Source organism: Flavobacterium sp. RSP15 (genome assembly GCF_003968755.1).
Lineage (GTDB): Bacteria > Bacteroidota > Bacteroidia > Flavobacteriales > Flavobacteriaceae > Flavobacterium.
In genome coordinates this window covers 260,692-285,797 of sequence record NZ_RYDL01000001.1, presented here as the reverse complement: position 1 = coordinate 285,797, position 25,106 = coordinate 260,692, and the positions used below count along the sequence as shown (strand labels likewise).

At 34.4% G+C, this 25,106-nt stretch carries 26 protein-coding genes; 21 read left to right on the top strand and 5 right to left on the bottom strand.

The window, feature by feature from the left end; translation table 11 throughout:
- Positions 1 to 17: 17 nt before the first annotated feature.
- The 4 genes from gndA to EKM00_RS01250 all read right to left on the bottom strand — a co-directional run bounded on the left by gndA (position 18) and on the right by EKM00_RS01250 (position 3,921).
- Positions 18 to 1,424, bottom strand: coding sequence for an NADP-dependent phosphogluconate dehydrogenase (gndA, locus tag EKM00_RS01265; RefSeq protein ID WP_126514966.1), 1,407 nt, complete (start codon positions 1,422 to 1,424; stop codon positions 18 to 20).
- Between the two features lie 77 nt (positions 1,425 to 1,501).
- Positions 1,502 to 2,143, bottom strand: a complete 642-nt coding sequence (hxlA, locus tag EKM00_RS01260) for a 3-hexulose-6-phosphate synthase (protein WP_126451662.1) — start codon at positions 2,141 to 2,143, stop codon at positions 1,502 to 1,504.
- 42 nt (positions 2,144 to 2,185) lie between these two features.
- Positions 2,186 to 2,752 carry a 6-phospho-3-hexuloisomerase gene (hxlB, locus tag EKM00_RS01255; RefSeq protein WP_126451661.1) on the bottom strand — a complete coding sequence of 189 codons (567 nt, stop codon included), beginning with the start codon at positions 2,750 to 2,752 and terminating at the stop codon, positions 2,186 to 2,188.
- Positions 2,753 to 3,033: 281 nt separating this feature from the next.
- Positions 3,034 to 3,921 (bottom strand): AraC family transcriptional regulator, encoded by an 888-nt coding sequence (locus EKM00_RS01250; protein ID WP_126514965.1) that lies wholly within the window; start codon positions 3,919 to 3,921, stop codon positions 3,034 to 3,036.
- 440 nt (positions 3,922 to 4,361) lie between these two features.
- On the opposite strand from EKM00_RS01250, the gene EKM00_RS01245 reads away from it, so the two are divergent.
- From EKM00_RS01245 to EKM00_RS01145, 21 genes are all read left to right on the top strand, one after another.
- Complete coding sequence (locus tag EKM00_RS01245; RefSeq protein WP_126451659.1) at positions 4,362 to 4,559, top strand: hypothetical protein; 198 nt, start codon at positions 4,362 to 4,364, stop codon at positions 4,557 to 4,559.
- Between the two features lie 61 nt (positions 4,560 to 4,620).
- Positions 4,621 to 5,064, top strand: coding sequence for a ubiquinol-cytochrome c reductase iron-sulfur subunit (locus tag EKM00_RS01240; RefSeq protein ID WP_126514964.1), 444 nt, complete (start codon positions 4,621 to 4,623; stop codon positions 5,062 to 5,064).
- A 250-nt stretch (positions 5,065 to 5,314) separates the two neighbouring features.
- Entirely contained in the window at positions 5,315 to 5,749 is a 435-nt protein-coding gene (locus EKM00_RS01235; RefSeq protein WP_126514963.1) for a thioredoxin family protein, read from the top strand.
- Complete coding sequence (locus tag EKM00_RS01230; protein WP_126514962.1) at positions 5,749 to 6,732, top strand: FAD:protein FMN transferase; 984 nt, start codon at positions 5,749 to 5,751, stop codon at positions 6,730 to 6,732. The genes EKM00_RS01235 and EKM00_RS01230 overlap by 1 nt, the downstream gene beginning before the upstream one ends.
- 15 nt (positions 6,733 to 6,747) lie before the next feature.
- Positions 6,748 to 6,960, top strand: a complete 213-nt coding sequence (locus EKM00_RS01225; RefSeq protein WP_126451655.1) for a DUF4266 domain-containing protein — start codon at positions 6,748 to 6,750, stop codon at positions 6,958 to 6,960.
- A gap of 43 nt (positions 6,961 to 7,003) precedes the next feature.
- Positions 7,004 to 8,446 carry a DUF3570 domain-containing protein gene (locus EKM00_RS01220; protein ID WP_126514961.1) on the top strand — a complete coding sequence of 481 codons (1,443 nt, stop codon included), beginning with the start codon at positions 7,004 to 7,006 and terminating at the stop codon, positions 8,444 to 8,446.
- Between the two features lie 644 nt (positions 8,447 to 9,090).
- On the top strand, positions 9,091 to 9,948 hold the full coding sequence (gene hisG, locus EKM00_RS01215; protein ID WP_126514960.1) for an ATP phosphoribosyltransferase: 858 nt from the start codon (positions 9,091 to 9,093) through the stop codon (positions 9,946 to 9,948).
- 73 nt (positions 9,949 to 10,021) lie between these two features.
- Positions 10,022 to 11,314 (top strand): histidinol dehydrogenase, encoded by a 1,293-nt coding sequence (gene hisD, locus EKM00_RS01210; protein ID WP_126514959.1) that lies wholly within the window; start codon positions 10,022 to 10,024, stop codon positions 11,312 to 11,314.
- A complete protein-coding gene (hisC, locus tag EKM00_RS01205; RefSeq protein ID WP_126514958.1) occupies positions 11,304 to 12,350 on the top strand; it encodes a histidinol-phosphate transaminase in 1,047 nt (348 codons plus the stop codon). Before hisD ends, hisC begins: the two co-directional genes overlap by 11 nt.
- A gap of 28 nt (positions 12,351 to 12,378) precedes the next feature.
- Positions 12,379 to 12,822 (top strand): DUF2846 domain-containing protein, encoded by a 444-nt coding sequence (locus EKM00_RS01200; RefSeq protein WP_126514957.1) that lies wholly within the window; start codon positions 12,379 to 12,381, stop codon positions 12,820 to 12,822.
- A gap of 30 nt (positions 12,823 to 12,852) precedes the next feature.
- Positions 12,853 to 13,989 (top strand): bifunctional histidinol-phosphatase/imidazoleglycerol-phosphate dehydratase HisB, encoded by a 1,137-nt coding sequence (gene hisB / locus EKM00_RS01195; RefSeq protein ID WP_126514956.1) that lies wholly within the window; start codon positions 12,853 to 12,855, stop codon positions 13,987 to 13,989.
- A gap of 89 nt (positions 13,990 to 14,078) precedes the next feature.
- Complete coding sequence (gene hisH / locus EKM00_RS01190; RefSeq protein ID WP_126514955.1) at positions 14,079 to 14,660, top strand: imidazole glycerol phosphate synthase subunit HisH; 582 nt, start codon at positions 14,079 to 14,081, stop codon at positions 14,658 to 14,660.
- Between the two features lie 52 nt (positions 14,661 to 14,712).
- Entirely contained in the window at positions 14,713 to 15,438 is a 726-nt protein-coding gene (gene hisA / locus EKM00_RS01185) for a 1-(5-phosphoribosyl)-5-[(5-phosphoribosylamino)methylideneamino]imidazole-4-carboxamide isomerase (protein WP_126514954.1), read from the top strand.
- A gap of 20 nt (positions 15,439 to 15,458) precedes the next feature.
- Positions 15,459 to 15,764 (top strand): NIPSNAP family protein, encoded by a 306-nt coding sequence (locus EKM00_RS01180; protein ID WP_126451647.1) that lies wholly within the window; start codon positions 15,459 to 15,461, stop codon positions 15,762 to 15,764.
- 23 nt (positions 15,765 to 15,787) lie between these two features.
- A complete protein-coding gene (gene hisF / locus EKM00_RS01175; RefSeq protein ID WP_126514953.1) occupies positions 15,788 to 16,543 on the top strand; it encodes an imidazole glycerol phosphate synthase subunit HisF in 756 nt (251 codons plus the stop codon).
- Between the two features lie 47 nt (positions 16,544 to 16,590).
- Complete coding sequence (hisIE, locus tag EKM00_RS01170; RefSeq protein ID WP_126514952.1) at positions 16,591 to 17,190, top strand: bifunctional phosphoribosyl-AMP cyclohydrolase/phosphoribosyl-ATP diphosphatase HisIE; 600 nt, start codon at positions 16,591 to 16,593, stop codon at positions 17,188 to 17,190.
- 136 nt (positions 17,191 to 17,326) lie between these two features.
- Complete coding sequence (locus EKM00_RS01165; protein ID WP_126514951.1) at positions 17,327 to 18,463, top strand: alpha/beta hydrolase; 1,137 nt, start codon at positions 17,327 to 17,329, stop codon at positions 18,461 to 18,463.
- Between the two features lie 95 nt (positions 18,464 to 18,558).
- Entirely contained in the window at positions 18,559 to 19,992 is a 1,434-nt protein-coding gene (locus EKM00_RS01160) for a leucyl aminopeptidase family protein (RefSeq protein WP_126451644.1), read from the top strand.
- A 3-nt stretch (positions 19,993 to 19,995) separates the two neighbouring features.
- The gene (locus EKM00_RS01155; RefSeq protein WP_126451643.1) at positions 19,996 to 21,210 is read left to right on the top strand and encodes an ATP-grasp domain-containing protein; all 1,215 of its coding nucleotides are present in this window, start codon (positions 19,996 to 19,998) and stop codon (positions 21,208 to 21,210) included.
- 146 nt (positions 21,211 to 21,356) lie between these two features.
- Positions 21,357 to 22,403: an alkaline phosphatase D family protein gene (locus EKM00_RS01150; protein WP_126451642.1), complete on the top strand. Its 1,047-nt coding sequence runs from the start codon at positions 21,357 to 21,359 to the stop codon at positions 22,401 to 22,403.
- Between the two features lie 59 nt (positions 22,404 to 22,462).
- Positions 22,463 to 24,118: a M1 family metallopeptidase gene (locus EKM00_RS01145; protein WP_126451641.1), complete on the top strand. Its 1,656-nt coding sequence runs from the start codon at positions 22,463 to 22,465 to the stop codon at positions 24,116 to 24,118.
- Between the two features lie 44 nt (positions 24,119 to 24,162).
- On the opposite strand, the gene EKM00_RS01140 is transcribed toward EKM00_RS01145, so the two are convergent.
- The gene (locus tag EKM00_RS01140; protein WP_126514950.1) at positions 24,163 to 24,999 is read right to left on the bottom strand and encodes an AraC family transcriptional regulator; all 837 of its coding nucleotides are present in this window, start codon (positions 24,997 to 24,999) and stop codon (positions 24,163 to 24,165) included.
- Between the last annotated feature and the right edge of the window lie 107 nt (positions 25,000 to 25,106).

Sequence of the window (25,106 nt, the reverse complement as noted above, 5' to 3'; positions counted from 1 at the left end):
TATGTTCCATTTAAAATTTAGTCATTCCACTCGGTGTGAAATATACCGTTAGTATCAGTACGCTCATAAGTATGAGCCCCGAAGTAGTCGCGCAGTGCCTGTATCAGGTTGGTCGGAAGTTTTTCTGATCGGTAAGCATCAAAATAAGCTAAGGAGTTCATTAGACCGGCAATAGGTATCCCTTTTTGAACGGCAAATTGTACCGTAGACCTAATATTCGATTGATTCTCGTTTAACGTTTTAGCTATGCTATCGTCGAGCAGTATGTTTTTCAGTTTCCCATTTTTGGCATAAGCTTTTCTGAAATCTTCAAGAACTGTGGAACGAATAATACATCCACCGCGCCAAATCTTAGCGATTGTCTCCAAGTTCAACTCGTAATTATACTCTTCTGAAGCTTTCGTTAATAAGGCTAATCCTTGGGCATAGGTAATTAATATGGAGAAATATAAAGCCCCTTTAAGTGTTTCTATGGCTGCAGGCAAGTCAGTATTGGTTTGTTCTGCATTCCAAATTAATTTTAAGGAAGCCTCAATTCTTTCCGGTTTATTTTTAGACATTTCCCTCATTGCAACGGCAGCATCTACGGTTGAAAGGGGAACTTCTAAGTCCATGGCATTTTGAGAAGTCCATTTTCCTGTTCCTTTGGATTTAGCCCAGTCGGAGATTAGATTTATTAATATCTGGCCGTCGGTATCTTTTTTCTTCAGGATGTGTCCTGTTATTTCAATCAGGTAGGATTCGAGTTCGGTGTTATTCCAGTCTTCAAATACTTTTTGAATTGTAGTGTCGTCTAGTTCGTATCCGCGTTTCATAAGATCGTATGCCTCTGAAATAAGCTGCATAATCCCATATTCAATTCCGTTATGAGCCATTTTCACGTAGTTTCCTGCAGATCCGTTGCCTAAGTATTCTACGCAAGGTTCTCCATTTACTTTAGCAGCAATGGATTCAAAAATAGGACGTAGCCTTTCATAGGCTTCTTTATTACCCCCAGGCATAAGACTTGGGCCAAAACGGGCTCCTTTTTCGCCTCCTGAGATTCCCATTCCAAAGAAGTGGATTCCCTTGGCCGATAATTCTGTATATCTACGGTCAGTATCAGTAAAATAAGTATTTCCACCATCGATAATAATATCTCCTTTATCCAGGTGGGGCAGTAGGTTTTGAATGACAGCATCAACAGGTTTTCCTGCAGGTACTAATATCATGATAGCCCTTGGCTGTCTGATAAGTGCAACAAAATCTTCGACGGCTGTTGTGGCTTTGATTCGGTGTTGGGAATTCGCTTCTTTTGAAAGTGAAGAAACTTTATCCGCATCTAAATCTAAGCCTGCTACAGCATGACCTTGGTCGGCCATATTTAAAAGTAGATTACGACCCATTACTCCTAGGCCCACTATGCCAAAATCGAATGTATTCATAATTAGTATGTAAATTTATTATTAGAAAAAAAAAGGCTGGACTTTATTTATAAAGTCCAGCCAAAATTAGTCAATTATTAGGCTACAGTAACACTATTTATAGCTTCTTTTAATGCTTTTGCAGCAGCAGCTGGATCTTCAGCACCATAAATGGCACCACCAGCAACAGCTACATCTGCACCAGCAGCTACAACATCTTTTATTGTATCAATGTTTACACCACCTGCTACAGAGAATGGAACTTTTGCTAGTCTACCTTCACTGATAAGTGTTTGTACAGAATATCCTGCTAATGTTTGTTCGTCAAGACCAGCGTGTAGTTCAACAAACGCAACTCCAAAAGCAGTTACTTCTTTTGCTCTTTGTACTCTATCTTTAACTCCAATAGTATCAACTACTACTTTTTTACCATATTTTGCTGCAGCTTCTACCGCGCCTTTTACAGTTGCATCATCTACAGCACCCATAACGGTTACTAGATCTGCTCCAGCTTTAAATGCAATCTCAGCTTCTAGAAAACCGGTATCTGCAATTTTCATGTCTGCAAAAATTAATTTGTCAGGGAAAGCAGTTTTCATTGCTGTTACCACACTAAGTCCTTCCGATTTAATAAGCGGAGTACCTAATTCTATAATATCTACGTAAGGTGCTACTTTGTGTGCTAGTTCTAATGCTGCTTCTGTAGTAAGTAAATCAATTGCGACTTGTAATTTTGTCATGTCTAAAATGTTTAAAAAAATTAATAATATTAAAAAAAATCGTTATTCCAGGTTGGCGTGTTTCGGCCATAAATCTTCTTTGGTCAATTCTGATTCTTGCCAAAGCGACATAAAAACACCTTCCAGGATAAATAATGTAAACTGTTCAAAAAGGCTGCCGGCATACTGCTTGGAGACCGAAATCCCGAAGTCAGTTTTTGTTGCCGCTTTTATGAATAGGATATGGTCTGCCACTTCGGCTAATTTGCTTTCTGCATCAGCAGTCAGCGCAATAACTGTGGCTTTTTGAGCCTTCGCTTTCACCGCTGATGAGAGTACTGAAGAAGTAGTGCCGGATCCTGATGCCAGCAGTAACAAATCACCTTCAAGAATGGCGGGTGTATTCGTTTCTCCTACTATAAATACGGTATAGCCTAAATGCATAAATCTCATGGCTGCCATTTTTAATGCAAGTCCACTTCGCCCAGCTGCCATTACAAAAATTCGTTTGGCTGCTTTAATTTCGTTAACCAAAACCGTTATCTCTTTTGGATTAATCTCATTTGCTAATTTTAGGTTTTCCTCCAAAATAACATGCAGATTTTTGTTTGTCAAAGTGTTACTATTCATTTTGTTTTATTTTTAAATAAGCGATACGCTCCTACTATCATTCAAATTAGTACACCAATGAAATTGTGTAATTTTGATCGATTTTTTTCGAGTGTGTGAGGTATTGCGTGATTGAAATTACAGGATGCCTTTATAATTTTAATTTTTTCTATTCAGAATTAAATAGAATAATAAAGCTGTAATCGATTTTTTGCAACAGTAATTAATCTCTATTTTGAATAGTATTAATTACTGATGCAAAGATAGATCAGAAGGAAAGGAGGGATGTTATATATACAAGACTATGCGGTATAAATTTGCGCCAGGCCATTCTGAAGGTCCGTTGGCGTTTCCTTTAGCTTAGCTCTTACAAATTTATTAAGAGCTGATGGAGAGCTAAACCCAAGGTCAAATGCGATTTCTTTGTGAGAGCGATCCGTAAACAGTAATTGTCTTTTAATTTCGGTAAGGATCCGGTTGTGAATTGCATTTATTGCGGTTTCGCTAGAATATTTTTTATTTAGTGCATTTAACTTTTTAGTACTTATAGCCAGTTTTAAGGCATAGAATTGTACAGTGCGCTCCATTTTATATTGATGGTTCAAAAGTTTTTTAAAGGCTATATAGGTATTCTGGTCAGGACCTTGAGTGTCCTGATGTAAAACAGGATGTTGGCCGTGGATTGATTCGATGAGTCCCAAAAGGAAGATTTTGATATAAAAACGGGCCTGCTCTTTTTTAACTAGGCTAGGGGCATTATAGATATCCTGTATGTTCTTTATAATAGGTAGGACTTGTTCAAATTCTAGGCTAGAAAGTGCGGTACAATTAAGGTGGGCAGATAAGTTTACGTTATAGGCACTGAGCTCATTTTTCAATATATCTGAACAGAACAATACTTCTTCAAATAATATAATTTTGCCAGATAAATCAGTTGACAAATTTGACAAAAAGTGGATTTGATCCGGAAACAGAATAGAAATTTTTCCTAAATTTAATAAATGAATTTTGTCTTCGATATGTACTTTAATACTTCCTGATTCCACAAGTATGATACAAAAATGATCTTTTTTATGTGGTTTCAAATAATCTTCAGCACTTGCTGTCCCAAGGTCAAAAACCCGGAAGGACAAATTTTTATCATCCGTTTTTTGAATGTTTTTTTTAATCTCAAACCTCTCTAAGTACATAGGATATTTTTTATATAAGTGCTGAGTGCGCTCTAATAAACGACTTTAATGCATCAAGTTTATTATAGAGTCATTTTAAATGATGCTTGTAAACCTAATTTATTAAATTTAAAACACTTCTTTAGTACAATTTTTATTAGTAGCTTTTCAATAATAGCTTAATAATCAAGGGATTTTAATTGTAAAAGGTAGTGTCAGTAATTTTAAACATTAAAGATCAAGGACAAATATACTCTTTTCTTATCTTAAGATATTGATTCAGCTTGAAATTAGGCTCAAAACTAGATTCAGTAAGGTTCTTAGAGCACTAATAATGAATTTTAATTTTTATATTGAAGGAACTAACATTACCCGCAAAAAGAGTAAAACATAAATACCTTAATTTTAACTTGTGCAACAAGCACGTAAAATTGAGGGCCAACTTTAAAAACTAAATTACTGTGAAAGCACTAAACGATAAAAAATTAGATAACCCAGTTTGGTTTTCGTTATCAGAAACGCATCAAAATTTTGCGATGGATTATGATAATATAAAATTCTATCCCCCGGATTATTGTCCGTTTGGCGGTTTTGAAAAAGGAGATGCTATTTCTAAGTCTATCGATAATTATGCTGCGATGGTTGATAATTTCTTTTAATAAAAAACTAAACTTGAGTTTTTTACGTAACTATAATTATTAAAAACTAACATAAATAATTATGACTAGAAAAGAATTTTTTTCCAGAGTAGGATTTGGAGCAGCGACAGTTTTATTACCTGCTTGTATTGCTGGTATGGCCGTGAGTTGTAGCTCTGATGATACAAATTCAGATTCATCAGGTACCACCCCCCCGGCACCTTCAGCAAGTTCAAATTTCACAGTTGATGTAAGCATGGGGACTTTAGCTAAAAACGGAGGTTTTTTAGTAACCCAAGGAATAATTATCGCTAGAACCAACGCAGGTGATTTTCTAGCAGTCTCTGCAGCATGCCCACACGAGGGAGTTATTGTTAATTATGATGAAGCAGGTAACAAATTTGTTTGCCCAAGACATAATTCTCAATTTACCAGTAAGGGAGTAGTTACAATTGGGCCTGCAGCATCTAATTTAAAAGAGTACAAGACTTCATTAGCAGGAACAGCACTGACTGTTTTTGTGTAATAAAATTAAAACAAAGAGCTATAAGTAAGTCGAAAGTTTAAAAGTCGTAAAGTCAAAAGAATTAACTTTAAGTAAAACAGCTTTAAATCAGATTTTTACATGATTTTATCCTGATTTTAAAATACGACATTATACCATGGTTATTACTTAATTCTCTTATTGTTAAATTAATTCTGTCTTAATTTTGTTCTCTGCTAAATTGTTGTTTAGAGAAAACAAATACTTTTATAGAGATAAAAACAACCCTAAAATGAAAAAATACACGCTGATTTTGTTTCTTTTCTTAGGAACATTTGGTTATTCTCAAAATTGGGAATCTGATTTTAATGATGCAAAAACACAAGCAATCAAAGAAAACAAAAATATCCTTCTTGTGTTTTCAGGATCTGATTGGTGTGCGCCTTGTATTAAACTAGAAAATACAATCTGGAAGTCAGAAGATTTTAAAAATGAGGCAGAGCAAAAATGGGTCATATACAAAGCTGATTTTCCTAAGAAAAAAGCAAATTTACTGGCTGCTAATTTAACAGCTAGCAATAAAAAATTAGCTGAGCGGTACAACAAATCTGGAAATTTTCCTTTAGTGCTGTTACTGGATAAAACAGGGACCGTATTAGGAATTACTGGGTACAAAAATGTGACTCCGCAAGAATACATTCAAATCATTCATTCCTTTGAGAAATAATGAAAAAAATACTCGTACTCAGTTTTATATTCACAACGGCATTAGCGACTTCGCAAATTACGCATAAGAGAAAGTTGTTTATGTTAGGGAGTCCTTTTGAGGTTACCGCTGTTGCAAGTGATACTATCAAGGCCAACGAATATATTGATTTGGCTGTAGCCGAAGTAAAACGAATTGAGTATTTAATCTCCGATTGGATTCCAACAACGCAAATCTCCGAAATTAATCGCAATGCAGGAATACAGCCGGTAAAAGTGGATGCTGAAGTTTTTGAATTGGTCGAAAGAGCCATTAAAATCTCCCAAATTACCAATGGTGCTTTTGATATTTCGTATGCTTCCATGGACAAAATATGGAAATTTGATGGTTCCATGAAAGTAATGCCAACCGATGAAGCCATAAAAAAATCAGTCGCGAAAATTGGGTATAAAAATATTATTCTAAACCAGAAAGAACAGACTATTTTTCTAAAATTAGAAGGAATGAAATTAGGTTTGGGCGGCATTGGACAAGGCTATATTGCTGATAAAGTAAAAGATTTATTGTTTTCTAAAGGCTGTCTTTCCGGAATTATAAACGTTTCGGGAGATATTAATGCATGGGGGAAACAACCGGACGGAAAACCTTGGACTGTAGGAATAGTAAACCCTTTGAACAAGAATAAAATTTTTGCCACGTTCCCAATAGAAGACAGTGCGGTGGAAACTTCCGGCAGTTATGAAAAATATGTGATTTTTAACGGTATTCGTTATTCGCATATTATTGATCCCAGAACGGGGTATCCGGCAAATGGTGTGGTCAGTGTCTCTGTTTTTGCCAAGCAGACTGAAATCGCTGATGCTTTGGCCACCGGAATTTTTGTACTTGGAGTAGAAGTAGGCTTGGATTTAGTAAATCAAATTAAAGGTATTGAATGTATTATTGTTGACGATAAAGGCAAAATTCACTCTTCAAATGGAATTGATATCAAAAAATATAATTAATAACAAAATGCACTCATGAAACATAAAATAGCCTTTGTATTTTTTACACTTTTGATTTTGCAATCGTGCAGTTCCATAAAAGAGTACGAAAAAGAGAAAATAACTGATCCTGATATGAAGCTTTCTGCCCGAACAGCGGAACGGTATGAAACTTCTTTTCAAGTATATCGTGAAGCTGCTGGCGGAGCCAATGGTGGAAAATCAGGTGGCGGCTGTGGTTGCAATTAATGTAAAGCAACAATTCAGATTGTAAATTCCAATCCATTAGAAAATGAAAATAAAAATTTTATCTCTTTTTATCTTAATCACTGTAACTGCTTTTTCTCAAGAAAATAGTAAAGAACCCGTTTTTAAAAAAAGAGTGTTAGAAAGTACAGAAGTGGACTTTCTAGCGAGTTATTACGAGCAAGATGGATCAAGATCAGCTGTTTCTGGGGGTATTGGTTCAGAGAAACTAACAGATGTCGCTTCTAATATTGTGGTTGCAATGCCGTTGAATGAGGATGATGTCTTGACTATTGATTTAGGAATATCGGCCTATTCATCAGCTTCTTCTAGTAATATAAATCCATTTAATTCTACGGGTGCTTCTCGTGGCGGAGGCGCTAATGATCCAACAGTAGGCAGTAATGCGGAGGCTACAGGACCCAGTGGAACGCCTTGGCAAGCTTCATCTGGCGCTTCAAGAAGTGATGAATTAGTATCTATAGTTGCTAATTACAGTCATAGTAGCGACTCCAGAAATTTTATTTGGAATACAGATGTTTCTTTTTCAAATGAATATGATTACACTTCAGTTGGTTTTGGTGGTGGAATCACTGGTCTTTTTAATGAAAAAAATACAGAATTGAGTTTGAAAGTAAATGCATATATAGATCAATGGAGACCTATATATCCAACGGAGCTGCACGAATATTCATTGTATGGTTCAAATTTTTTAAATCAAGGCTATTTTTTTGGTGTATCAGTTTTGGATCAGAACGGTGTACCCTCAACAGATTACTTGCCGTCTGCATTTAAACCGGTTACTACTGTTAACAGAAATTCATTTTCAGCCTCTGTAGGGTTTTCTCAGGTTTTGACTAAGAAATTACAGGTTTCAGTTTTCTTTGATGTATTGCAACAACAAGGATTATTGTCTTCTCCGTATCACCGAATTTATTTTGCAGACAAAGCCAATTTTTACATTGGACAAGCGCAATACATAAGCAATTACGAAAGTTCAAGCAACATCGGAGTTTACAAATTAGCAGATGATATCGAAAGATTACCGGATTCACGTTTTAAACTTCCCGTTGGAGCGCGTTTTAATTATTACATCAATGACCGATTTATAGTACGAACCTATTATCGTTTTTATTCAGATAACTGGGACATACAATCGCATACCGCCAGTATTGAACTTCCTGTGAAATTGTCCGATAAGTTTACTGTTTTTCCAATGTACCGCTATTATACACAAGCGGCTTCTAAATATTATGCGCCTTATGAAACGCATTTGTCAACAGAAAAATTTTATACTTCAGATGCTGATTTAGCGACATTTGATGCCAATCAATACGGTTTTGGCATTAATTATACAGATATTTTTACTGCAGGAAAAATTTGGAAATTTGGCCTAAAAAATATTGATTTTAGATTCAATCATTACAAACGAAGCGATAATTTGACGGCTAATATTGCTACCATTGCTTTTAAATTTGTAATGCAATAAACCCTGAATTTGTAAAAAAACAATAAAGATGCATATGTTAATTCTTTTCAACTTCACTATTTTTATTCAGTGACCGAAAACGGAATTAAGACCAAAATATCGATTACACTCATTTACAAATGGTTGTAAACCATTTTCCAATTCGGGGAATCTTTTTCGGAATTGGAATTTTGATAGCTGAAATGTTTTTAAAGAAAGATTCGTTAAAAAACACGGCGTATATTTTGTTTGTGATAGCGTCAATTTTTGTCAATAAAAGTAGGGACTTCTGGGGATGGAATTCGTCATACAGTAATTGGGGAAGACAGCGCTGTTTTGCACCCCTGAATGAGAATACAGCTGTGAAAAAAGAATATAATAAAAACCAAAAATAATATTCATTTAACAAAAATTAGCATTTAAGTTAAAATAAAAATTGCTTTCTAAAGAATTTAACTCGTATATTTGCACAAGATTTAAAACAAAGCCGACAAAAATGTTTACAAAACAATTGCATCATCATCATTCCCATTATTGCTCTCAAGCGATGTGTTAATGATATGTATGTAAATCATCATATTTAAAAACCCGTTTGAGTACATCAAACGGGTTTTTTATTGCCTCAAATTGTACTCAAACATTATCATTCTAAAAAAAAACAAAAAATGAGTACATTAAAAATTGCAATTCAAAAATCAGGTCGTTTAAACGAAGACAGCATTCAAATTCTAAAAGATGCCGGCATTTCAATTGATAACGGAATCGACCAATTAAAAGCTGAAGCTTCTAATTTTCCTTTAGAAGTTTTATATTTAAGAAATTCGGATATTCCTCAATATTTGATTGATGGAGTTGTAGATATTGCTATTGTGGGTGATAATTTATTAGTTGAAAAAGGCGGGGATATTGAAGTTATTCAAAAATTAGGTTTTTCAAAATGTAAAGTATCTGTTGCTGTACCTAAAGCATTTGATTACAAATCCGTTCAGGATTTAGATGGTATGCGTATTGCAACTTCCTACCCTAAAACAGTACTTGATTTTTTTAATTCGAAAGGTGTAACAGTCGATATACACCAGATTTCAGGTTCGGTTGAAATAGCTCCAAACATCGGTCTTGCTGATGCTATTGTTGATATTGTTTCCAGTGGAAGCACATTATTTAAAAATAATCTAAAAGAGGTTGAAGTTATTTTTAAAAGTGAAGCGGTGTTGGCTGTTTCTCCAAAAGTAAGTCCTGAATCTCAAAAAATAATAGACACTTTAAAATTCAGAATTGAATCTGTTTTAAGAGCAAGAAAATCGAAGTATATCTTGATGAATGTACCAAATGACAAAATTGATGCTGTTGGAAAAATTCTTCCGGTATTACGAAGTTTAACCGTTTTGCCTTTGGCACAAGAAGGGTGGAGCAGCGTACACTCGGTAATCGACAAAGACACTTTCTGGGATGTGATTGATCAATTGAAAGAAGCTGGAGCCGAAGGGATTTTAATTTGTCCAATTGAGAAAATGGTTTTGTAGAATTATTAATGATATGATTTAAAAGTAAAATATTTCAATTTTTAAATCATTTAATCTTTGAATAAAATTAAAAATGAATAAAATATACAATCCAAAACCAGAAACGTGGTCTGCTATTCTAGAACGGCCCACAAAAACGGTAGATGACATTGAAGCTACAGTAAAAGAAATTTTCAAGGAAGTTCAGAAAAAAGGGGATGAGGCTGTAGCCAAATATACATCACTTTTTGATGGAGTTTCGGTTAACAATTTTGAAGTTTCAAAAGGGGAGATTGAAGCAGCAGTTGCGAGTGTATCAGAGGAATTAAAAGCAGCAATTGCTTTAGCAAAAGAAAATATAACCAAATTTCACAAGGCACAAAAAACAGAACGTGTCGCTGTCGAAACAATCGAAGGTGTAAACTGCTGGCAAGAAAAACGACCGATTCAAAAAGTAGGATTGTATATTCCTGGAGGCACAGCACCCTTGTTTTCAACAGTATTGATGCTTGCTGTTCCTGCAGAAATTGCAGGTTGCAACGAAATCGTATTGTGTTCGCCACCAGATAAAAACGGAAACATAAATTCTGCCATCTTGTTTGCTGCTAATTTATGCGGAGTTACAAAAATTTTAAAAGTAGGTGGTATTCAGGCTATTGCAGGATTGACATTTGGTACCGAAACAATTCCTAAAGTATATAAAATCTTTGGACCAGGAAATCAGTTTGTTACTGTTGCAAAACAATTAGCAACTCAATTTGGCGTTGCCATTGATATGCCCGCAGGTCCATCTGAGTTGTTAATCGTGGCTGATGATACTGCAGTTCCCGCTTTTGTAGCCTCTGATTTACTGTCACAAGCAGAACACGGAGCAGACAGTCAGGTAATTTTGGTTTCGACGTCTAAAAAACTTATGGATGCCGTTGAAGAAGAAATTCAACTTCAAATAGAGCAATTACCCCGCAAAGATATTGCCGAAAAAGCTATCGCAAACTCCAAATTAATTTTTGTCGAAAATGATAAAATCGCTTTGGATTTAATAAACGAATACGGACCGGAACACTTTATTGTGTGCACTGCCAACGATGATTTTTATATTGACGAAATTGAAAATGCAGGTTCGGTTTTTATAGGGAATTATACACCGGAGAGCGCCGGTGATTACGCATCGGGCACCAATCATACCTTGCCTACCAACGGATATGCAAAAAACTATAGTGGTGTAAATTTAGATAGTTTTACAAAAACAATGACTTTTCAAAAAATAACGGAAAAAGGAATCCAAAATATAGGAAAAGCTATTGAAATAATGGCTGATGCCGAAGGGTTGCAAGCACACAAAAATGCAGTTACATTACGATTAAAAGCACTGGAAGATGGGAAATAGTTTTGATATCAATAATTTGGTTCGAGAGAACGTAAAAACAATGAAGCCGTATTCCTCTGCTCGCGATGAATTTGAGGGTTTTGATACTGCTGATATGATTTTTTTGGATGCCAATGAAAATCCGTTTGAGAATGGCGTAAATCGCTATCCTGATCCACAACAAATGAGTGTAAAAGCAGTTTTGGCAAAGCAAAAAAATGTAAAAACGAATCAAATTCTGTTGGGTAACGGAAGTGATGAAGTATTGGATTTATTGTTTAGAGCTTTTTGTGAGCCAAAAAAAGATAACGTGATTACCCTACCGCCAACCTACGGAATGTATGGTGTTTTGGCTAATATCAATGCAGTTGAAAACAGAGAAGTATTACTTTCAGAAGATTTTCAACCGCAAATAGAAAAAATTATTAAAGCTGTTGATGCAACCACTAAAATCATTTTTTTATGTTCACCAAATAATCCAACCGGAAATTCTTATTCGGATGAAAGTGTGGCGTATATTCTTCAAAATTTTAAGGGGTTGGTAGTAATTGATGAAGCGTATATTGACTTTTCAAAAAAAGAAAGTTGGATTAATGAATTAGACGAATATCCAAATTTGGTCATTACTCAAACACTATCAAAAGCGTACGGTTTGGCAGGAATCAGATTGGGAATTTGTTATGCATCTGCTGAAGTAATTTCGGTTTTGAATAAAATAAAACCACCGTATAATGTGAATGAACTGACTCAAAAAAGAGCTTTGGAACGATTAGACAAGCCGGAAAAGATAAAATTTGAAATTGAATCTATTATAGCGCAAAGAGAGGAATTACTTAAAGTGTTACTTGATATTAATTTTGTCGAAAAAACTTATCCTACAGAAGCCAATTTTATTTTGGTAAAAGTGGATGATGCCAATAAAAGATACGCAGAGTTGATTGCAAAAGGAATTGTAATCAGAAATCGAACAACCCAACCGTTATGCAATAATTGTTTGCGTTTTACTGTTGGAACTGAACAAGAAAATAAGAGATTAACCGAAGCTTTATTAGCTTAAAAATAAAATATAAACTAATACTAAATGAATGCTCAATAGTTATAGAAATTTGATTGTAATACTTCTGATTTTATTAAGTTTTACTTCTTTAATGAAAGCGCAAGATATCAAAAAAGTTAATAATGAAAAGATTTATTTTCTGCGCTCAACGGGTTGGGGAGGTAGTTTTTCTAGATTGAAATTTTTTATAGATGATAAATTTGTATGCAAAGCAAAATATAAGAAATACTCCATTCATGAAGTTCCCATCGGAAGGCATGAGATATCGCTTAAATATGGTAATATGAATTTAAAAACAAATAAAGGAGCTTCTGAAAATTTTGTGATTCAAGTTGAATCTGGAAAAGCAACTTATTTTGAGTTAGTATATGAAACAGGTGTCTTTTCAGTTTTAATTTATTTAATGGAAATTGATGAAAAAACTGCTAAGGAAAAAATGAAAGAAATGGAAGAAAATAAAGGATGTTTGTAAAAAAATTTATCAGATTAAATTATTAAATAAATGAAAAAAATACTTTTTATAGACCGTGATGGAACAATGGTTTTAGAACCAAATGATTACCAATTAGACAGTTTTGAAAAATTAGAATTCTATCCAAAAGCATTTCAATACCTTGGGAAAATTGCTTTGGAACTAGATTTTGAACTCGTAATGGTGACCAATCAAGATGGTTTGGGTACGGATTCGCATCCGGAAATTAACTTTTGGCCAGTTCATAATTTGGTTATGAAAGCATTTGCTAATGAAGGCGTGGTTTTTAGTGAAGTCTTAATTGATAAAACGTTCCCGCATGAAAACGCACCAACACGAAAGCCCGCCACCGGTCTACTAACTAAATACATTGATAATCCCGAGTATGACTTAGTAAATTCATTTGTAATAGGAGATAGGATAACCGACGTGGAATTAGCCAAAAATTTAGGTTCAAAAGCGATTTTTATTAATACCGATGAAGAATTGGGAGGCGACGAAATTGCTTCAAAAAGAGAGGAATTAGATTCCGTTATTGCTTTGCAAACTACGGATTGGAAAACAATTTATGAATTTTTGAAATTAGAGGAACGTACAGCAACCATTTCGAGAAAGACGAATGAAACTGATATTTATATCAATTTAAACTTAGACGGAACTGGAAAAAGTCAAATTGAAACTGGAATTGCTTTTTTTGATCACATGCTCGACCAAATTGCGCGTCACGGACAAATGGATCTAGAAATTCTTGTAAAAGGTGATTTGGAAGTAGACGAACACCACACAATTGAAGATACAGCAATTGCACTTGGAGAAGTTTTTGCGAAAGCATTAGGAAATAAATTAGGAATAGAACGTTACGGTTTTTGTTTGCCAATGGACGACTGTTTAGCGCAAGTAGCTATTGATTTTGGAGGCAGAAACTGGTTGGTTTGGGAATCCGAATTCAAACGGGAGATGGTGGGGAAAATGCCAACAGAGATGTTTTATCATTTCTTCAAATCTTTCTCGGATGGAGCGAAAGCCAACATCAATATAAAGGCAGATGGAACGAACGAACATCACAAGATTGAAGCTATTTTTAAAGCTTTTGCCAAAGCAATAAAAGTAGCCGTAAAGCGGGATACAGAAAAAATGATTTTGCCAAGTACAAAGGGGATGCTTTAGTTTAGTCTAAAGACAAAAGTCTTAAAGTCTTAAAGTGCTCCGGCATTGACTTTATAACTTTTGTCTTTATAACATTAAGACCAATATAAATGAAAACAGTAATCATAAATTACGGTGCAGGCAATATTCAAAGTATTATGTTTGCCATTGAAAGATTGGGATTCAAACCTGTTTTGAGCAATAATCCGGACGAAATTAAAGCAGCAGACAAAGTAATTTTTCCAGGCGTTGGAGAAGCAAGTTCCGCAATGAAAATGCTTTTAGAAAGTGGTTTAGACACTTTGATTCCAACCTTGAAACAACCTGTTTTGGGAATATGTTTGGGAATGCAACTGATGTGCAACAAATCGGAGGAAGGAAACACCAAAGGTTTGGGAATTTTTGATATTGATGTGATTAAGTTTACGCCAAAAGTGAAGGTGCCGCAAATGGGTTGGAACCAAATATACAACTTAAAATCACCTTTATTCAAAGGAATTGCTGAGAACGAATATATGTATTTAGTACATAGTTTTTATGCACCACTTTGTCCTGAGGCCATTGCTACAACTAATTACGAGCTAGAATATTCCTCAGCATTGGAAAATGAAAATTTTTATGGAACTCAATTTCATCCCGAAAAAAGTGGTGATGTTGGAGAACAAATTTTGGGTAATTTTTTAAAATTATAAATTAAGTTGGGTCTTTATGACTTTTGACTTTTACACTTTAAGACTTAAATAAATGAGAATAATACCCGCAATAGATATCATTGACGGAAAATGTGTTCGCTTGTCAAAAGGCGATTACAATACTAAAATTATATACAATGAAAATCCGCTTGAAGTGGCCAAATCATTTGAAGCAAACGGTATAGAATACCTGCACCTGGTTGATTTAGACGGAGCAAAGTCAAGCCAAATTGTGAATTATAAAATATTAGAGCAAATAGCTTCTAAAACCAAATTGAAAATTGATTTTGGTGGTGGATTAAAATCCGATTCCGATTTGAAAATTGCTTTTGAAAGTGGCGCCAATCAAATTACAGGCGGAAGTATTGCCGTAAAAAATAGAAAACTATTCGAAAAATGGATTGCAGAATACGGTGCTGATAAAATTATTTTGGGAGCAGATGCCAACAATGAAAAAGTAGCCGTTTCGGGTTGGTTAGAAGATTCTAATGAAGATCTGATTCCGTTTATACAAGAGTATCAAATTAAAGGAATTCAGTATGTAATTTGTACGGATATTGCAAAAGATGGTATGCTTGAAGGACCAAGTTTTGATTTATACGCTAAAATTTTGGAAAACGCCAGCGGAATAAAATTAATTGCTTCCGGAGGGATCTCAACTTTTGATGAGTTGCCAAGGCTAGCCGAATTAGGTTGCGAAGGAACTATAATCGGCAAAGCCATTTACGAAGGACGAATTTCGTTGAAACAATTGGAACAGTTTATAATTAGTAAATAGTCAAACAAAAAGTTTAAATTATGATAACTTGTCACGTAAAATATAGTATAGACCCATTTCAATTGAATATTTTTGAAGAGTATGGTAGAAGATGGATTAAATTAGTTAATCGTTTTGGGGGACAGCATCATGGTTATTTTTTGCCATCTGAAGGTGCAAATAACGTTGCATTTGCAATGTTTTCATTTCCTAGTTTATCCGAATACGAAAAATACAGATCATTAATTTTACTCGATCAAGAATGTATAGATACGTTTAAAATTGCAGAAGACACGAAATGTATATTGAGTTATGAACGAACTTTTTTGCGCCCAGTATTTGAATAATAAGACTTTTAACAACAATCAAAATGCTTACAAAAAGAATTATTCCCTGTCTCGACATTAAAAACGGAAGAACCGTAAAAGGTATTAATTTTGTGGACTTGCGTGACGCAGGAGATCCAGTGGAATTAGCTAAAATATATTCAGATGAAGGTGCGGATGAATTGGTTTTCCTAGATATTTCTGCCACGGAAGAAAGAAGGAAAACCTTAGTTGATTTGGTTCGTAAAGTCGCTTCCACGATTAATATTCCATTTACTGTTGGTGGTGGAATTTCCTCCGTTGAAGATGTTGAAATTTTGCTGCAAAACGGGGCGGATAAAGTTTCTATTAATTCTTCAGCGGTTAAAAACCCGCAGTTGATTAATGATTTGGCACAAAAATTCGGAAGTCAATGTGTAGTGGTTGCAATTGATGCTAAACAAATCGACGGGCAATGGATTGTTCATTTAGTAGGAGGAAAAGTACCTACAGCATTGAATTTATTTGATTGGGCCAAAGAAGTAGAAGAGCGTGGAGCAGGAGAAATCTTGTTTACCTCGATGGACAATGACGGAACTAAAAACGGATTTGCAAATGAAGCTTTGGCAAGACTTTCGGAACTGGTTAATATTCCAATAATTGCTTCTGGTGGTGCGGGAAACATTCAACATTTTATAGACACTTTTCAGGTAGGAAAAGCAGACGCAGCATTGGCCGCAAGTGTATTTCATTTTAAAGAAATTGAAATCAAAACATTAAAAACAGAGCTCAAAAACAACAATATCGAAGTACGAATTTAATATTTTTACTTTAAGACATTCGACTTTAAAACTTTAGACTAAAAAACATGAACATAGATTTCTCAAAAAACACAGACGGATTAATTCCAGCAATCATTCAAGACAGTGAAACCAAAACGGTTTTGATGTTGGGTTATATGAATGCCGAAGCGTATCAAAAAACGATAGACACTAAAAAAGTAACCTTTTACAGTCGAAGTAAGCAAAGGCTTTGGACAAAAGGCGAGGAAAGTGGCAATTTTCTGAACCTGATTGGCATCAAAAACGACTGTGATAATGATACGCTATTGATTCAGGTAAAACCAGAAGGGCCAACATGTCATAAAGGTACAGATACATGCTGGGCTGACGAAAACAAAGCAGATTATGGCTTTATTTCGGATTTAGAAGATACAATCCAACTTCGAAGAGAAAATGCAGATTCTGAGAAAAGTTATGTGGCTTCTTTATTCAAATTAGGGATGAACAAAATTGCTCAAAAAGTAGGTGAGGAAGCGATTGAAGTGGTTATTGAAGCCAAAGATGACGATGATGATTTGTTTTTGAGTGAAAGTGCTGATTTACTTTTTCATTATCTTATCTTATTGCAAGCCAAAGGGTTTAAGTTAGATGATGTGGTAACAGTCTTAAAAAGTAGACAGAAGTAAAAAAAAATCGTTTTTCACCAATACAAACCCAATAGGAAATTCATTTGCTATTGGGTTTTCTTTTTTCTTTTATTTCAAATCGCAATCGACTATATTTACTCTTTATTTTTAAAATACAAGTACAATAATGCAAGTGATGAATACAGATAATACCACCTTTACACAAGAATTAAATATTCCAATCCTAAATACTGGACTACACATAATTCTAACTACTGATGAAGATGATGCTCGGCCGGTTTATATTTCAGGGAATTTTAATAATTGGCGCACACAAGACAACGAATTTCTGATGGAGAAGATAGGGAACCGTTCGTATCATTACAAATTCTCACATGATTTTGATTATCCAGAGATGCTTTTGTATAAATTTACGAAAGGAGATTGGAGCGATGTTGAGATTAACAGTCATGGGAATCGTACCGAAAATCGCTCTACATTTGCACATACTGGCATTCAAAAAGAACACGTTGAGAGATGGAGAAAAAACTGGTTGCCTTTTAAACAATCTTTTTTACCTCAAGTGCAATTGATTTCGGATGAATTTGAAATTCCCCAACTCAATAAAACCAGGAAAATATGGGCGTTATTACCCCATGATTATGACAAATCGAGTGAAAGTTATCCGGTTATGTATTTGCAGGATGCTCAAAATTTATTCAATGAATCAGCTGAATTTGGCAATTGGGAAATTGATAAAAAACTGGCAGTTATGTCAGAATATAAAATTGGAAAAATTATAATTATTGCTATTGAACACGCCGAAGAAGATCGCATCAAAGAATACAATGTAGGGAAAACTGTTCTAGGAAAGGGACAAGGCAAGAAATACATTCGCTTTGTGACTGATACATTAAAACCCTACGTAGATTGCAATTTTAGAACCAAAAAAGAACGGGAATTCACCGGAATTGGAGGAAGCTCAATGGGTGGATTAGTTAGTATTTTTAGTGGATTAAGAAATCCTGAAGTGTATGGGAAATTAATGATTTTTTCGCCCTCGCTTTGGGTCGTTCCTGAATTAAAAATCAATACTGAAAAATCTAATTCAGCAGATACAAAAATCTATTTATATGCCGGTGGCGATGAAAGTATAAAGATGATTGAACATATCAAAAGTTTTAAAGATAGTTTGATTTCAACTGGGTTTGTAAAAGAAAAATCGAATATTAATTTAAGTATTAACAAGCAAGGAAAACATAGCGAAACCTATTGGAGTGACGAGTTTCCAAAAGCAATTGAATGGTTGTTTTTTAATGAAAAAGAGGTGTAGAGATGCGATTTATCGCGTCTATTACACAGTATAGCTAAAAAAACGACATTAATGTTGAATTTCATCCAATAACAACAGCCATAAAAAAAGAATAAATGAGAACAAGTACAATAACAAATTCAGATGATTTTTCAGGTACAATTTTAATTCCGGTTTTTGAAACCTATTCAAAAAGTATTGTTCCCATTACATTTAATGGATTGGAAATTGCTTCCAAAGTTTTTTTTGGTAAAAAAGACACACACTATTTGGCCGAAAAAAATGATAATACGTATGTTTTTATTGGCTTGGGAAAAACGATAGATTATAAATCGTTAAAAACTATTTTTCGCCGTATTTCATCGAAACAAAAAGAAAATTTAAGTTTGAGTGTAGCTTTAGTTATACCAGAACAATTTACTGAGGATCAGGTTGAAGCTATGATTTCAGGATTGTTTTTGGGAACGTATGATTTAGGTCATTTTAAATCGGAGAAAAGCGTACATCCTTTTTTACAACCAGATTTTAGCTTGAGTTTATTATCTGAAAAAGAGCATTTGGCTACAGCCAAAAAAGGAATTAAAATTGCCAAAGCACAACTAGCAACCTATAATTTAGTCGATTTACCACCCAACACGATCAATCCAAAATACTTGTCGAATTGGGCTAAAGAAACCGGGGATCACTATGGATTTGATGTCGAAGTCCTGGGTTATGAAGCTTCTAAAATTGCAGGTCTTGGCGCTTTTTTAGCCGTAGGAAAAGGAAGCGAGAATGAACCTCAATTTATCATTATGAAGTATACTCCTGTTGTTGAAGTGAAACACTTAAAACATGTTGGATTGGTGGGGAAAGGAATCACCTTTGATACTGGTGGATTAAATATAAAAACGGCAGGAATGGTCCACATGAAGTGTGATATGGCTGGTGGTGCGGCAGTATTTGGGGCGATGCAACTTATAGCCGATTTACAATTGCCAGTCAAAGTAACTGCTATTGTTCCTTGTGCCGAAAACTCGGTTGACAGCAAGTCCTTTTTACCTAGTGATGTAATTCACAGTTACAGTGGACATTCAATAGAAATAATTGATACTGATGCAGAAGGCAGACTCATTTTAGCCGATGGATTATCGTATTTGATTAAAAATTTCAAACCGGAATATATTGTGGATATCGCCACACTTACTGGAAGCAGCGTGGGTACTTTTGGGTATGAATGTGGTGCTTTGTTTACCAACAATGCAGAAATGGCTAAGAAATTGCAAGAAAACGGAGATGCAATAGGAGAGCGTTTGTGGCCTTTACCGCTTTGGGATGTTTACAAATCAGACATAGAAAGTGATATTGCCGATGTGAAAAATTATAGTGGAAAACCAGTTGCCGGAGCCATAAGTGCCGCCAAATTTTTAGAATATTTCACCCAAGAACATAACGCTTGGGCGCACCTTGATGTAGCTGGAGTGGCATTTGGTGATGATGAATTTGCTAATAGTAAGCATGCAACAGCGTATGGTGTTCATTTATTAACTAAATTCATAGAAAATTTATAACCTATGGAAAACGCTAAAACCTTTCTTTGTATTTCAAATTATTTCAAAGGTGCCGATTTTTTAATTAATTTAAAAAAATTAGGCAACAAAGTCTATTTAGTGACAAGCGAAAAACTCAGAGACAAGCCATGGCCACACCAACATATTGATGAGATTTTTTATATGGAAGGCCAAGATGTCGATTGGAATTTAGAACATCTGTTATTAGGTGTTGGTAATTTTATGAAAGCTACTAAAGTAGATGCCATTGTTGCGTTAGACGATTATGATGTAGAAAAAGCCACGTATCTAAGGGAAAACCTCCGTATTGATGGGATGGGGCAAACTACGGGACGTTATTTTAGAGATAAATTAGCGATGCGAATGAGAGCCAAAAGTTGTGGAATTTCTATTCCTGCTTTTTGTTCTTTGTTTAATGACCATGACATCAATACTTTTGCAGATGCTATTCCTGCTCCATGGGTTTTGAAACCACGTTCCGAAGCTTCTGCAACAGGAATTATAAAAATAGAGGACAAAGAGCGTTTGTGGATCCATATTAATGAAATGGGGAATAACAGATTCAAATATCTATTGGAACAATTCAAACCTGGTGATGTGTATCATTGTGACAGTTTGATTTCGGATAGCAAAGTAATCTTCAGTTTGACTTCTAGATATTTAGCTACACCAATGGAAATATCTCAAGGTGGCGGCGTTTTCCGTTCGGCAAATAGTAAATACAAATCAGAGGATGATATTGCGATAAAAAAATTAAATGAACAAGTGATGAAAGGTTTTGGGTTGAAACATGGAGCCGCTCATACAGAGTTCATTAAAAGTAATGAAGATGGACAGATTTATTTCTTGGAAACTTCTTCACGAGTAGGAGGAGCGCATTTGGCCGAAATGGTTGCTGAAGCTTCGAATATTAATTTATGGAAAGAGTGGGCGGCAATTGAAGACGCTTTGGTCAAAGGAACGAAGTACAGTTTACCAAAAGTAAAAAAAGGATATGCCGGAATCGTTTTGACATTAACAAAATTCCAGCATCCTAATTTATCTTCGTTTTCAGATCCGGAAGTTTGCTTTAGAATACCCTTAGAATATCATGCAGGACTTATTGTCAAATCAGATAATCAAGAAAGAATTTTAGAATTGCTAGAGGAGTATGGCAAACGTTTAGCCAATGATTTTACTGCTGTAGTAGAACAAAGCAAAGTAACCCACCTGCATTAATTTTTGTGTTTTAATGTAATAAAAAAGCGACTATTTTAATTGGATAGTCGCTTTTTTATTAATCTTTACTTAAAGTTCAATTGAGCATATTAGTATACCTTAGCAACAAATTTTTTTAAATTAAATAGATTTTATAATACCTTCACATGAAAAAAATACTTTTTATTTTTAGCTTTTTTGCCCTTATTAGTTGTAAAATTCAGAATACACAACAGGTACTTGAAACTAATAAACCTACTCAAAACACTTACTTTACGATTGCTTTTGGTTCCTGCGACAATCAAAAGATTAAAAATGAACTTTGGCCAGCGATAGACAAAAATCATCCTTCCGTTTGGATTTGGGGAGGAGATAATGTGTACTCCGATACAGAAGATATGCAGTTTCTTAAAAATAATTATGAAATTCAAAAACAAGACGCGGATTATCTAACTTTTATTAAAGATAAAATAGTTTTAGGAACTTGGGATGATCATGATTATGGAGCAAATGACGCTGGGGAAGAATATCCCTTTAAAAGAAAAAGCCAACAGTTATTATTGGATTTTTTAGGCACTTCAAAGAACGCTTCTGAGCGAAAAAGAGACGGAGTTTATACTGCTAAAACTATTGAGGTAAATGGAAATAAAATAAAAGTCATTGTATTGGATTCTCGCTTTTTTAGAACGGCACTGACTAAAGCCACCGATTTAAAAAAACGTTTTCAACCTAATACAGCAGGTGAAGGAACGGTGTTAGGAAATGCACAATGGAAATGGTTGGAAAATGAACTTCAAACTTCTGAGGCACAGTTTAATGTTATTGTCAGCAGCATTCAATTTTTATCAAATAAACATGGTTTTGAAGCTTGGGGAAATTTTCCCCATGAAATTGAAAAACTAGAGCAATTGATTGTTTCAACGAAAGCAAAAGGTACCTTTATAATTTCTGGTGACCGCCATATTGCTACTTTTTCTTCCAAAAAAATTCGCGGATTGTCGTATCCTTTAGTCGATTTTACTTCGAGTGGACTAACCCATACCTATGCTTCTTTTTCTGGCGAAGAAAATCCTTATGTAAAAGGAGAAGTGATCAAAGATATTAATTTTGGGTTGCTGAAGTTTGATTTTGAAAACAATAAGGTGATCATGGAAATTCGTGGAAAAGAAAATACGCTGTTGCAAGAATATGTCCAAATCTATCCTGGAAAATAAATTCCAGGAAGTTTAATTATAGAGTTTTAAAGTTTATTTTTGTCTAAAGTAAATTCACCATGCAAAAACAATTCAGTCTTATTTTGATCTCTTTCCTTTTTTTTAATGGTGTAAATGCACAAGGACTTTTGGAAAAAAAAGAGGAAATATTTACCAGACAAGATACTTTGCGCGGCAGCATCACCAAAGAAAGAGCGTGGTGGGATGTAAAACAGTACCATCTTGATATTAAAGTAAATCCTGCGGACAGTACTATTTCAGGTTCCAATACAATAAAATATCAAGTTGTTCAGGAATACAATAGTATGCAAATTGATTTGCAAAATCCTATGGAAATTTATAAAGTCATTCAGGATGGAGTAGCTTTAAAATATAGAAGAGAAGGAAATGCATTTTTTATTGAATTGATTGCATCTCAAACAAAAGGAGCCATAAAAAAGTTGACTGTTTTTTACGGAGGCAAGCCTAAAGTTGCTGTAAATCCGCCATGGGATGGAGGAATTACTTGGAAAAAAGATGCTAATGGGAATTCTTTTATTGCTTCTTCTTGTCAGGGATTGGGTGCGAGTGTTTGGTGGCCAAACAAAGATCACATGTATGACGAAGTGGAAAATATGCTGATCAGTGTAAATGTTCCTGAAAATTTGACAAATGTATCTAACGGTCGTCTGATTAGTGTTAAGCAATTAAAGGACGGAACCAAAACCTATAATTGGTATGTCTCAAATCCTATCAATAATTATGGTGTAAACATAAATATAGGAGATTATGTTTCGTTTTCAGAAAAATATAAGGGAGAAAAAGGCGATTTAGACTGTACCTATTATGTTTTGAGAGACAATTTGGCGAAAGCCAAAAAACAATTTCAGGATGTTCCAAAGATGTTGAAAGCTTTTGAGCACTGGTTTGGACCATATCCTTTTTATGAAGACAGTTACAAGTTAGTTGAAGCTCCGTATTTAGGAATGGAACATCAAAGTTCAGTGACGTACGGAAATAAATTTCAAAATGGTTATTTAGGAAGGGATTTAAGCGGAACGGGTTGGGGATTAAAATTTGATTTTATCATTATCCATGAATCCGGACATGAATGGTTCGCCAATAATATTACGTACAAAGATATTGCTGATATGTGGATTCATGAGAGTTTTACAAACTATTCTGAAAGCCTTTTTGTAGAATATTATTATGGGAAAGAAGCTGGATTTGAATATATCCGAGGGACCAGAAAGGGAATAAACAATGATAAGCCGATTATAGGAAACTATGGTGTAAACAAAGAAGGATCTGGTGATATGTATCCAAAAGGAGGGAATATGCTACATACTTTACGCCAAATTGTAAATGATGATGAAAAATGGAGAAAAATATTAAGAGGTTTGAACAGTACTTTTTACCATCAAACGGTATCGACTAAACAAATTGAAGATTATTTAAGTCAGCAAGTTGGAATCGATTTAGCTACCTTTTTTAATCAGTATTTAAGAGATACCAGAATTCCTACAGTAGAATATTTTTTCAAGGATAATCAATTAGGATATCGCTGGACAAATTGTGTGTCAGGTTTTAACATGCCTGTTAAAGTAACACTGAATGGCAATGAAGAATTGCTACAACCAGAGACAGAATGGCAACGTGTTTCTGTAAATACTGAAAATTCAAAATTGGAAATAGATAAAAACTTTTATGTAGCCAGTTTTAATATTACGGAATAAATTACAAAAGGTATGTTTCTGAAATTTAGGAAACATACCTTTTTTTATCTTTTCTTAAACTGTATTGGATTTTCACCCACTACTTTTTTGAAAATTCTATTAAAATATGACAGACTTTCAAAACCACACTCAAAGCACGTTTCTGTTGCATTTTTATCAGTTTTTAAAAGTATTTTAGCTTGTTCTATTCGATACTGATTTAAAAATTCAGTAAAAGTCAATCGTGTCATTTTTTTAAAATAACGACAAAAAGCGGCTTTGGATAAGTGAGTCAAAAGGGAGATTTCTTCAATAGAAACGGTCCTTTGATAGTTTTCTTCGATAAATTTATGTACTACTTTTAATCGCACTTGTTCTTTGTTATTGTACAGATTTTCAAATGGTTTATCATGTAACAGTGTTCTTTCATTTGCTGTTGCTAAAATCTGAAATATGGATAGCACTTCTATAAATTGTTCAAAATGTGATAAAAGATGAATTTTTTGAAGCCTTTTGCCAATTTCATCTTTTACAGCTCCATGAAAACAAACCACCTTTTTAGAGTTCTCAAATAATTGATTAATGAAAGCTAGTTCAGGAGTGGTGATAAAGTCATTTTTGAAAAAATCTTTTTTTATCTGTAAAACTACTTTTTCATATTCGGTTTTAATTCCATAATCAAAATTCAAATGCGGAATATTAGAACCTATAAAAACCAAATCACTTCCTTCAAAATCCCCAATATGGTCACCTACGCGTCGTGTTCCATTTGGTGCTACAATGAAAGTCAATTCAAATTCAGGATGAAAATGCCAAAAATAAAAATTATTCAATTTTGGATTGACCAATATTCTAAAAGAACTACCGGCTAATCTTTTTATATCCTCAAAAACTATTTTCATACCTCGTTACTGCTATAATTGTTCAATATAATACCTATACTTGTCTAAAGTTACTAAAATAAATCAATATTGTACAAATAGCAGTACATTTTGTGAAAGTAATTAAG

Coding starts and splice junctions, on each gene's coding strand:
- EKM00_RS01145 (WP_126451641.1), top strand. CDS start 22,463: ATGCAAAAACAATTCAGTCTTATTTTGATCTCTTTCCTTTTTTTTAAT.
- hisIE (WP_126514952.1), top strand. CDS start 16,591: ATGAACATAGATTTCTCAAAAAACACAGACGGATTAATTCCAGCAATC.
- EKM00_RS01180 (WP_126451647.1), top strand. CDS start 15,459: ATGATAACTTGTCACGTAAAATATAGTATAGACCCATTTCAATTGAAT.
- hisB (WP_126514956.1), top strand. CDS start 12,853: ATGAAAAAAATACTTTTTATAGACCGTGATGGAACAATGGTTTTAGAA.
- hisC (WP_126514958.1), top strand. CDS start 11,304: ATGGGAAATAGTTTTGATATCAATAATTTGGTTCGAGAGAACGTAAAA.
- EKM00_RS01250 (WP_126514965.1), bottom strand. CDS start 3,921: ATGTACTTAGAGAGGTTTGAGATTAAAAAAAACATTCAAAAAACGGAT.
- EKM00_RS01200 (WP_126514957.1), top strand. CDS start 12,379: ATGCTCAATAGTTATAGAAATTTGATTGTAATACTTCTGATTTTATTA.
- hxlB (WP_126451661.1), bottom strand. CDS start 2,752: ATGAATAGTAACACTTTGACAAACAAAAATCTGCATGTTATTTTGGAG.
- hxlA (WP_126451662.1), bottom strand. CDS start 2,143: ATGACAAAATTACAAGTCGCAATTGATTTACTTACTACAGAAGCAGCA.
- EKM00_RS01140 (WP_126514950.1), bottom strand. CDS start 24,999: ATGAAAATAGTTTTTGAGGATATAAAAAGATTAGCCGGTAGTTCTTTT.
- EKM00_RS01220 (WP_126514961.1), top strand. CDS start 7,004: ATGAAAATAAAAATTTTATCTCTTTTTATCTTAATCACTGTAACTGCT.
- EKM00_RS01225 (WP_126451655.1), top strand. CDS start 6,748: ATGAAACATAAAATAGCCTTTGTATTTTTTACACTTTTGATTTTGCAA.
- EKM00_RS01160 (WP_126451644.1), top strand. CDS start 18,559: ATGAGAACAAGTACAATAACAAATTCAGATGATTTTTCAGGTACAATT.
- EKM00_RS01150 (WP_126451642.1), top strand. CDS start 21,357: ATGAAAAAAATACTTTTTATTTTTAGCTTTTTTGCCCTTATTAGTTGT.
- EKM00_RS01155 (WP_126451643.1), top strand. CDS start 19,996: ATGGAAAACGCTAAAACCTTTCTTTGTATTTCAAATTATTTCAAAGGT.
- EKM00_RS01240 (WP_126514964.1), top strand. CDS start 4,621: ATGACTAGAAAAGAATTTTTTTCCAGAGTAGGATTTGGAGCAGCGACA.
- hisA (WP_126514954.1), top strand. CDS start 14,713: ATGAGAATAATACCCGCAATAGATATCATTGACGGAAAATGTGTTCGC.
- hisG (WP_126514960.1), top strand. CDS start 9,091: ATGAGTACATTAAAAATTGCAATTCAAAAATCAGGTCGTTTAAACGAA.
- EKM00_RS01165 (WP_126514951.1), top strand. CDS start 17,327: ATGAATACAGATAATACCACCTTTACACAAGAATTAAATATTCCAATC.
- hisF (WP_126514953.1), top strand. CDS start 15,788: ATGCTTACAAAAAGAATTATTCCCTGTCTCGACATTAAAAACGGAAGA.
- EKM00_RS01235 (WP_126514963.1), top strand. CDS start 5,315: ATGAAAAAATACACGCTGATTTTGTTTCTTTTCTTAGGAACATTTGGT.
- hisD (WP_126514959.1), top strand. CDS start 10,022: ATGAATAAAATATACAATCCAAAACCAGAAACGTGGTCTGCTATTCTA.
- EKM00_RS01230 (WP_126514962.1), top strand. CDS start 5,749: ATGAAAAAAATACTCGTACTCAGTTTTATATTCACAACGGCATTAGCG.
- gndA (WP_126514966.1), bottom strand. CDS start 1,424: ATGAATACATTCGATTTTGGCATAGTGGGCCTAGGAGTAATGGGTCGT.
- hisH (WP_126514955.1), top strand. CDS start 14,079: ATGAAAACAGTAATCATAAATTACGGTGCAGGCAATATTCAAAGTATT.